The sequence below is a fragment of the Halobacillus litoralis genome (genome assembly GCF_020524025.1).
GTDB lineage: Bacteria > Bacillota > Bacilli > Bacillales > Halobacillaceae > Halobacillus > Halobacillus litoralis_D.
In genome coordinates this window covers 1-1,346 of sequence record NZ_JAIVKN010000014.1, presented here as the reverse complement: position 1 = coordinate 1,346, position 1,346 = coordinate 1, and the positions used below count along the sequence as shown (strand labels likewise).

General features: G+C 47.9%; 9 tRNA genes and 2 rRNA genes. All 11 read left to right on the top strand.

Annotated features, from left to right (window positions below):
* Window positions 1-98: ribosomal RNA gene (locus LC036_RS18405) — 23S ribosomal RNA — on the top strand; the annotation flags it as partial.
* Window positions 99-245: 147 nt separating this feature from the next.
* Window positions 246-359: ribosomal RNA gene (rrf, locus tag LC036_RS18400) — 5S ribosomal RNA — on the top strand.
* A gap of 13 nt (window positions 360-372) precedes the next feature.
* Window positions 373-448: transfer RNA gene (locus LC036_RS18395), tRNA-Val, on the top strand.
* A gap of 16 nt (window positions 449-464) precedes the next feature.
* Window positions 465-540 (top strand) — tRNA-Thr (locus LC036_RS18390).
* A gap of 43 nt (window positions 541-583) precedes the next feature.
* Window positions 584-659 (top strand) — tRNA-Lys (locus LC036_RS18385).
* A 7-nt stretch (window positions 660-666) separates the two neighbouring features.
* A tRNA-Leu gene (locus LC036_RS18380) sits at window positions 667-748 on the top strand.
* A 5-nt stretch (window positions 749-753) separates the two neighbouring features.
* Window positions 754-828: transfer RNA gene (locus LC036_RS18375), tRNA-Gly, on the top strand.
* 49 nt (window positions 829-877) lie between these two features.
* A tRNA-Leu gene (locus LC036_RS18370) sits at window positions 878-966 on the top strand.
* Window positions 967-976: 10 nt separating this feature from the next.
* A tRNA-Arg gene (locus LC036_RS18365) sits at window positions 977-1,053 on the top strand.
* A 6-nt stretch (window positions 1,054-1,059) separates the two neighbouring features.
* Window positions 1,060-1,136, top strand: a tRNA-Pro gene (locus tag LC036_RS18360).
* 13 nt (window positions 1,137-1,149) lie between these two features.
* A tRNA-Ala gene (locus tag LC036_RS18355) sits at window positions 1,150-1,225 on the top strand.
* Window positions 1,226-1,346: the final 121 nt, after the last annotated feature.

Sequence of the window (1,346 nt, the reverse complement as noted above, 5' to 3'; positions counted from 1 at the left end):
AATAAGATCCCTCAGAGACGATGAGGTTGATAGGTCTGAGGTGGAAGCGTGGTGACACGTGGAGCTGACAGATACTAATGGATCGATGACTTATCTATCTGATATATCATCAGTCGTGAGATGATTTTCTTTTTCTTATAAGATGTTTCCTTATCCAGTTTTGAGGGTTTTCAAAAAAACTTGAAATTACCCCTTGATTTTTATTAAAAAGGGCAATATAATAGTTCTTGTCCTTGAAAAAAAGGTTTGGTGGTGAAGGCGAAGAGGTCACACCTGTTCCCATGCCGAACACAGCAGTTAAGCTCTTCAGCGCCGATGGTAGTCGGGTTTACCCCCGTGAGAGTAGGACGCTGCCAAGCCTTTATAAAATCCGGAGGATTAGCTCAGCTGGGAGAGCACTTGCCTTACAAGCAAGGGGTCGCAGGTTCGAACCCTGCATCCTCCACCATATAAAATTTAAGTTAGCCGGCCTAGCTCAACTGGCAGAGCAACTGATTTGTAATCAGTAGGTTGGGGGTTCAAGTCCTCTGGCCGGCACCATGAGTTGCTGAAGCTAACTTAAAATAAAGTGATCTAGTATCAAGAGCCATTAGCTCAGTTGGTAGAGCATCTGACTTTTAATCAGAGGGTCGAAGGTTCGAATCCTTCATGGCTCACCATGCATTTGCGGGTGTGGTGGAATTGGCAGACACGCTAGATTTAGGATCTAGTGCTTCACGGCGTGGGGGTTCAAGTCCCTCCACCCGCACTTTTGCGGAAGTAGTTCAGTGGTAGAACACCACCTTGCCAAGGTGGGGGTCGCGGGTTCGAATCCCGTCTTCCGCTCCAGATACTTAACCAAGCTAAATACATCATGTTATAAACATAAACTTGCCATGCCGGGGTGGCGGAATTGGCAGACGCACAGGACTTAAAATCCTGCGGTGGGTTTCCACCGTGCCGGTTCGAGTCCGGCCCTCGGCACCAAATTAATAATGCGCCCGTAGCTCAATTGGATAGAGCGTCTGACTACGGATCAGAAGGTTAGGGGTTCGACTCCTCTCGGGCGCGCCATTATAACGGGAAGTAGCTCAGCTTGGTAGAGCACTTGGTTTGGGACCAAGGGGTCGCAGGTTCGAATCCTGTCTTCCCGACCATTCCCAAAATAACGGGGCCTTAGCTCAGCTGGGAGAGCGCCTGCTTTGCACGCAGGAGGTCAGCGGTTCGATCCCGCTAGGCTCCACCATTTATTTGATCTTTGAAAACTGAACGAACCAACCAGTACGTCAAAACATTTCTTCTTTATGAAGAGATTTGAAACAAGCACATTCGGTGTGCAAATGAGCAAGTCAAACTTAACTTTTATG